Consider the following 6000-nt stretch of genomic DNA (forward strand, 5'->3'; position numbering starts at 1 on the left):
CGTTTTGGTGGCTGGGCTCAGCAGACTTTGCGGTGCGCGCCAGGCTTGGGCAGAGCCTTTGTTTGTGCGCTTTTAGAGGGCTTACGAGGTGGGGAGGCTCAAGGATTGGGGGTGTGGGCGGCAGAAAGTATTGAGTGCATATCCGTTTCTGCGGTAACGGCTGCTATTGGTTCCGCTTTTACAGCGGCTCACTTTTGAACAGCCGGAATGCCGGCCCAGTCAAAAGTAAGCAAAACGCTCTTGCCCCAACACTCGGCACCTCGCTTAGGCTCGGTGTGCCCGTAATCCGACATTGATTTGGGGGCCCGCCTTAGATCAAGATCAAAAGCCAGAGCAGAGCCACGGCCAGAGCAACAGCAGGCAGTCGTGTAGATACCCATGCTCATCGGGGCAAGTCCCTCCCTCATTTGAAGGTTCCAAGGCCGCCGCGTTATCAGAAAGGCCTCATGGCATTTACTGCCGCCGCCCCACAAAAATTAAGTAGTACCTGTGGCCTCACCCCCTCACGGCCCCAGGAATCTACCGAATATTCATGTCCCTCTTGCCAGCCTTCAAACCAGATGGGATACAAGCCTCCTCGCTCTGAAAAACACCGCTTTATGGAGGCTCGCCATGTCCGCCCTGCCACATCCCTCTTATATCTATCGCCCAATGACCCCGGCCGACCTGCCCGCCGCTCACGACTTGTCGGTGCAACTCAAATGGCCCCACCGCCAGGAAGACTGGGCGATGTTGCAGCGGGTCAGCGATGGCTTCGTGGTGATGGACGGCGAGCGGCTGATCGGCAGTGCCTTCACCTGCCCCCAGGGCGATTACGCCACCATCGGCCTGGTGATCGTCAGCAATGACTATCAAGGCCAGGGCATCGGCCGTCGCTTGATGGAGAAGGCCATTGCCGCTTGCGGTTCGCGCACGCCGGTGCTCAATGCGACCCTCGCCGGTGCGCCGTTGTATGCCAGCCAGGGGTTTGTCGAGTTCGGTCATGTGCAACAACATCAGGGCCCGGTGCAGGTTCCCGCGTTGTCGGCGTTGGCCCAGGGCGAGAGCTGCCGCGCGCTTGACGCGAACGACCACACCGCCCTGCTTGCACTGGCCAAGGCCGCCAGCGGGCTGGACCGCCGTGACGTGCTGCGTGACGTGCAGGTGGAGCACGCCGTGGGGATCGAGCGCGATGGTCAGCTACGCGGCTTCGCGCTGTTGCGACCGTTTGGGCGTGGGCGCTGCATCGGCCCGGTGGTGGCCGAAAACATCGAGCAGGCCAAGTATCTGATCGGCACATTGCTGGCCCCGCTGCAGGACGCCTTTGTCCGCATCGACATTCCCGTCAGTTGCGGTCTGAACGACTGGCTGGAAAACGCGGGCCTGAAAAACATCGACACCGTCGCGCAGATGGCCATGGGCACACCGCCCCAGCCCAGCCAAGGCGTATACCCCTTTGCCTTGATCACCCAGGCGATCGGCTGACTTTTCTCCCGGAGTATTGCCCATGTCATCTCCCCGTATCCTGCTGTTGGCACGCGCCGACGGCAGCCGCGTTGCCACGTCGTTCACCCCCGGTGCCCTGAGCGCGTCGGACCCGTTCGGCGACAGCCGCCGACTCGCCTGGCGCGGCGACGATGGCGTGTGCGCAGGCCTGGTGCCGTTCAGCGGCGAAGCGGTGATCGACGATTTCCCCCACAGCGAAACCCTGGTGGTGCACGCAGGGCAGGTGCTGCTCAGCAGTGCGGAACAGACGCTGAAACTGGATGTCGGCGGCAGCGCCGTGATCGGTCGTGGCACCCGCCTCAAGGTGCAGGCGAGTGCGGGCAGCCGATGGGCGTTCTGCGCCGTCGACCAAGCCGATGCCCCCACCTGCCCGGGGCTGACCCTGCTCGAACCTTACCCCCAGCTCAACCCGTCCGCCGCACCGGAACCGGCCATCCTGATCGGCCCCGCCCCACAGTGCCGCGCGCTCAATCTGTTCGACGATGCCGTGACCGAACTGCGCGTCGGCATCTGGGATTCGACGCCCTACGCCCGCCACGGCCGGCCGCACAAATTGCATGAATTGATGCACCTGCTCGAAGGTGCCGTCACTCTGCATGACGACGCGGGTGGCGAGGTCACCGTCAATACCGGCGACACGGTGTTCGTGGCCAAAGGCGCGCCGTGTGCCTGGACCAGCAGGGTGTATGTGCGCAAGGTCTACGCCGTGAAGTAACTCAGGTTTTCAGTGCCTCTTCCAGAAACGCCACCAACGCCTGGACACGCGGACTGCGCAGTTTGCGCGACGGCACCAGCAGCAGGATCGGCGCGCTATCAAAGCTCCAGTGCGCCAACACGCGCACCAGGCTACCGCCGGCCACCGCGTCGCTCACGTCCCACTGCGAACGCAGCACCAACCCCAAGCCTTGCTCGGCCCAACGCCGGGCGACGCTGCCGTCGTTGCTCAACAACGCCGGCTGCACGCGCAGCGTCTTGCGGCCCTGCCCCTTGCGCAGGTGCCACAGGGTGATGTCTTCATCATTTTCACGAATGCAAATGCAGCGATGGGACGCCAGCTCGTCCGGCGAAGACGGCACGCCGTGCGCTTGCAGGTAGGCCGGGCTCGCGCATAGCCAGCGCTCGTTGAGCGTCAGTGTCCGCGCGGTCCACAGGCTGTCATTGAGATGGCCGATGTGAATCACCGCATCGCTGTCATGCCGATCCGGCCAGGGTGTCTCGCGCAAATCCAGGTGCAGGCACAGCTGCGGATGCAGTTTGGCAAACCGCGCCAACAACGGTGCGATGCGCTGCCGACCATAACCAAAGGGTGCCGCCAGCCGCAAAGTGCCCACCAGTGTTTCATCCTTCTGCCGGAACGACTCCGGCAGCGCCTCCAACTGTTCCAGCAACAGCGCGCTTTCCCGCGAGAAGCGCTCACCCTCCGCCGTGAGGCTGAGGCGGCGCGCATCGCGATTGGCCAGGGTCAGCCCGAGCAGCGTCTCCAGCTTACGCAAGCGCATCGACAGCGCCGGCGGCGAGACATTCAGGGTTCTGGCCGCGGCACTCAATGACTCGGAGCGCGCCAGGGTGACCGCCAGGCGCAGGTCTTCGATGGAAATCATTCAATTTTACTTAAGGATTGATTAAACCTGATTGAACCACAGGTTAACGACAGCTGAGTAGAGTGCAACCAGTACCCAGCCACGCGAGCTTCGCCATGTCCACGCCGATTGCTTCCCTCGACACGCCCGCCGCACTTATCGATATCCCGCGAATGCAGCGCAATATCCAGCGTATGCAACAGCGCCTGAACGACCTGGGCGTGCGTTTGCGCCCGCATATCAAGACCAGCAAATGCCTGCCGGTGATCCACGCACAGATAGCCGCCGGGGCCAGCGGCGTTACGGTGTCCACCCTCAAGGAAGCGCAGCATTGTTTCGCCGCCGGCATCCGCGACGTGTTCTATGCCGTCGCCATCGCACCGGGCAAATTGCCCCAGGCCCTGGCCCTGCGCCGCCAAGGCTGCAACCTCAGCCTGCTGACCGACAGTGTTGCAGGCGCCGAGGCTATCGTCGCGTTTGCACAGCAGCAGGATGAACGCTTCGACATGTGGATCGAAATCGACTGCGACGGCCATCGCTCCGGACTGGCCGCCGACGCCCCTGCACTGCTGGAGGTCGCGCAGTCGCTCAGCAACGGCGGCATGCACCTGCGTGGCGTGATGACCCACGCCGGTTCCAGCTACGAGCTGGACAACCCGCAAGCCCTGCAAGCGCTGGCCGAACAGGAACGCCGGCTCTGCGTACGCGCGGCAGAAAACATCCGCGCCACCGGGGTGGCGTGTGCCGAGGTCAGCATCGGTTCGACCCCTACCGCCCTCTCGGCCTTGAACCTGGACGGCGTCACGGAAGTACGCGCCGGCGTCTACGTGTTCTTCGACCTGGTCATGCACAACATCGGTGTGTGCCAGGCCGACGAGTTGGCGCTGAGCGTATTAACCAGCGTCATCGGCCATCAACCGGACAAAGGTTGGATCATCACCGATGCCGGCTGGATGGCCATGAGCCGTGACCGCGGCACGCAGCGCCAGCGCCACGACTTCGGTTATGGCCAGGTGTGCAACGAAGCGGGCGATTGGATCGAAGGCGCGCAGTTCAGCGGCGCCAACCAGGAGCACGGCATCATCAGCCTGGGTGCAGCCGAACACGAGACGCTTGTCACGCGATTCCCCATCGGCAGTCGGCTGCGCATCCTGCCCAATCACGCCTGCGCCACCGGTGCGCAGTTCCCGGACTATCACGCCGTGGCCGCCGATGGCACGCTGCATACCTGGAGTCGCCTGCATGGCTGGTAATCACCTCCACACGATCTTCAGCCCCCACGCAGCAGCGCCGGGCGGGCACTATGCCCAGGCGATCGCGCACGCAGGCGTGCTGTATGTTTCGGGGCAACTGCCGGTGCGCGCCAATGGCGAGCACAGCAGCGGGCAGCCGTTCGAGGTTCAAGCATCGATTGCCCTGGATAACCTGCTGGCGATCCTGGACGAAGCGGGCCTGAGCCAGCGCGACCTGCTCAAAGTGACGGTGTACGTCGTCGACATACAACACTGGCCGGCCTTTGACCGGATCTACGCGCGCTACCTGGGCGAGCACAAACCGGCGCGCGCCGTGGTGCCTGTGCCGGCGCTGCATCATGGTTACCTGATCGAAATCGACGCCGTGGCCCGTATTGCACAGGAGCAGTGCCCATGACCCCACAGAAAAGCGACGTGCTGATCATCGGCGGCGGCATCATGGGCGCCTCGTCGGCGTTTTTCCTGCGGCGGCGCGGCTGCTCGGTCACGCTGCTGGAACGCGACCAGATCGGTCAGTACGCCAGCGGCGTCAACTTCGGCAACGTGCGCCGCCAGGGCCGCTATCTGGGGCAACTGGCGCTGGCCAATCGTTCCTGGGCGCTGTGGAAACGCTTGCCGGAACTGATCGACGATGACTTGGAATTTATCCCCAGCGGCCACATGCGCGTGTGTTATCGCGACGATGAAATCGCCGAGCTTGAGGCCTACGCCGCGGCGCCGGAAGCCGCGCAACTGGACCTGAAGATTTATCGCGGTGCCGAGCTGCATCAGCGTTTCGGCTTCCTCGGCCCGGACGTCAAGGGCGGCTCCTACGCGCCCCACGACGGCCACGCCAACCCACGCCTGGCCGCACCGGCATTTGCCCGCGCCGCTCGGCGCCTCGGTGCGCAAATCAAGGAAAAAATCGAAGTCGCCGACGTGGAAAAGGTCAACGGCCTGTTCCACGTCACCACCACCGATGGGCAACTGTTCGTCGCCGAACAGCTGTTGATTAGCGCCGGTGCCTGGGCCGCGCGCTTGTCCGAGCGCTTTGGCGAACCGGTGCCGCTGGAGCCCAACGGCCCGCAGATGTCGGTTACGGAACCGGTGCCCTACGCGTTGAAGACGGTGATCGGCGTGTTCACCAAGATCAAGGAAGAGGTGATCTACTTCCGCCAGATCCCACGCGGCAACATCATCATCGGCGGCGGTGCCCGCTGCACACCGGACATGCTCAACCGACGCGCGTTTTTCAAGCCTGAGAGCCTGCTCAACCAGATGCGCCAGATGAAGCGACTGCTGCCGGGCGCCGAAAAACTGAACATCATCCGCGTGTGGAGCGGCATCGAAAGCTACACCCCGGACTCCCTGCCGGTGATGGGCCCGAGCGGCGTCGTGGATGGGCTGTTTTACGCCTTCGGCTTCTGCGGCCACGGTTTCCAGCTGGGCCCCGGTGTGGGGGATGTGATGGCCGAACTGATCAGTACAGGCAGCACCCGTACCCTGATCAGCCCGTTCGATATCCGGCGGTTTACCCAACCGTCGAAGACATGGATCAGCTAGCGGTCGTAGTGAGCGGGGCAAGCCCTAATGCCTGTCAGTTAAGAAGTTGAAAGGGTAAAAAGTGACCTGTGGCGAGGGAGCTTGCTCCCGCTGGGCCGCGAAGCGGCCCCGCTCTTTGTCTACAAAGAATGGGACTGCTG

At 63.6% G+C, this 6000-nt stretch carries 6 protein-coding genes; 5 read left to right on the top strand and 1 reads right to left on the bottom strand.

Annotated features, from left to right (window positions below; translation table 11 throughout):
- The first annotated feature begins 612 nt into the window (after positions 1-612).
- Positions 613-1464 (top strand): GNAT family N-acetyltransferase, encoded by an 852-nt coding sequence (locus tag V6M90_RS23805; protein ID WP_003174934.1) that lies wholly within the window; start codon positions 613-615, stop codon positions 1462-1464.
- Positions 1465-1486: 22 nt separating this feature from the next.
- Entirely contained in the window at positions 1487-2200 is a 714-nt protein-coding gene (locus tag V6M90_RS23810) for a cupin domain-containing protein (RefSeq protein WP_305427473.1), read from the top strand.
- 1 nt (position 2201) lies between these two features.
- Here V6M90_RS23810 and V6M90_RS23815 read toward each other — a convergent pair whose 3' ends face one another.
- Positions 2202-3086 carry a LysR family transcriptional regulator gene (locus V6M90_RS23815; RefSeq protein ID WP_003174936.1) on the bottom strand — a complete coding sequence of 295 codons (885 nt, stop codon included), beginning with the start codon at positions 3084-3086 and terminating at the stop codon, positions 2202-2204.
- Positions 3087-3181: 95 nt separating this feature from the next.
- Between V6M90_RS23815 and V6M90_RS23820 the strand changes: the two genes are divergently transcribed.
- The 3 genes from V6M90_RS23820 to V6M90_RS23830 are packed head-to-tail and all read left to right on the top strand — an operon-like array spanning position 3182 to position 5860.
- Positions 3182-4318, top strand: a complete 1137-nt coding sequence (locus V6M90_RS23820; protein ID WP_003174937.1) for a DSD1 family PLP-dependent enzyme — start codon at positions 3182-3184, stop codon at positions 4316-4318.
- Positions 4308-4715, top strand: coding sequence for a RidA family protein (locus V6M90_RS23825; protein ID WP_141063174.1), 408 nt, complete (start codon positions 4308-4310; stop codon positions 4713-4715). Before V6M90_RS23820 ends, V6M90_RS23825 begins: the two co-directional genes overlap by 11 nt.
- Complete coding sequence (locus V6M90_RS23830) at positions 4712-5860, top strand: NAD(P)/FAD-dependent oxidoreductase (RefSeq protein ID WP_305427475.1); 1149 nt, start codon at positions 4712-4714, stop codon at positions 5858-5860. The genes V6M90_RS23825 and V6M90_RS23830 overlap by 4 nt, the downstream gene beginning before the upstream one ends.
- Positions 5861-6000 lie beyond the last annotated feature (140 nt).

Source organism: Pseudomonas lactucae (genome assembly GCF_036688725.1).
Classification (GTDB): domain Bacteria; phylum Pseudomonadota; class Gammaproteobacteria; order Pseudomonadales; family Pseudomonadaceae; genus Aquipseudomonas; species Aquipseudomonas lactucae.

Bases quoted from the DNA above. Each gene is read 5' to 3' on its own strand.
- V6M90_RS23815 (WP_003174936.1), bottom strand. From the start codon at position 3,086: ATGATTTCCATCGAAGACCTGCGCCTGGCGGTCACCCTGGCGCGCTCC.
- V6M90_RS23820 (WP_003174937.1), top strand. From the start codon at position 3,182: ATGTCCACGCCGATTGCTTCCCTCGACACGCCCGCCGCACTTATCGAT.
- V6M90_RS23810 (WP_305427473.1), top strand. From the start codon at position 1,487: ATGTCATCTCCCCGTATCCTGCTGTTGGCACGCGCCGACGGCAGCCGC.
- V6M90_RS23805 (WP_003174934.1), top strand. From the start codon at position 613: ATGTCCGCCCTGCCACATCCCTCTTATATCTATCGCCCAATGACCCCG.
- V6M90_RS23830 (WP_305427475.1), top strand. From the start codon at position 4,712: ATGACCCCACAGAAAAGCGACGTGCTGATCATCGGCGGCGGCATCATG.
- V6M90_RS23825 (WP_141063174.1), top strand. From the start codon at position 4,308: ATGGCTGGTAATCACCTCCACACGATCTTCAGCCCCCACGCAGCAGCG.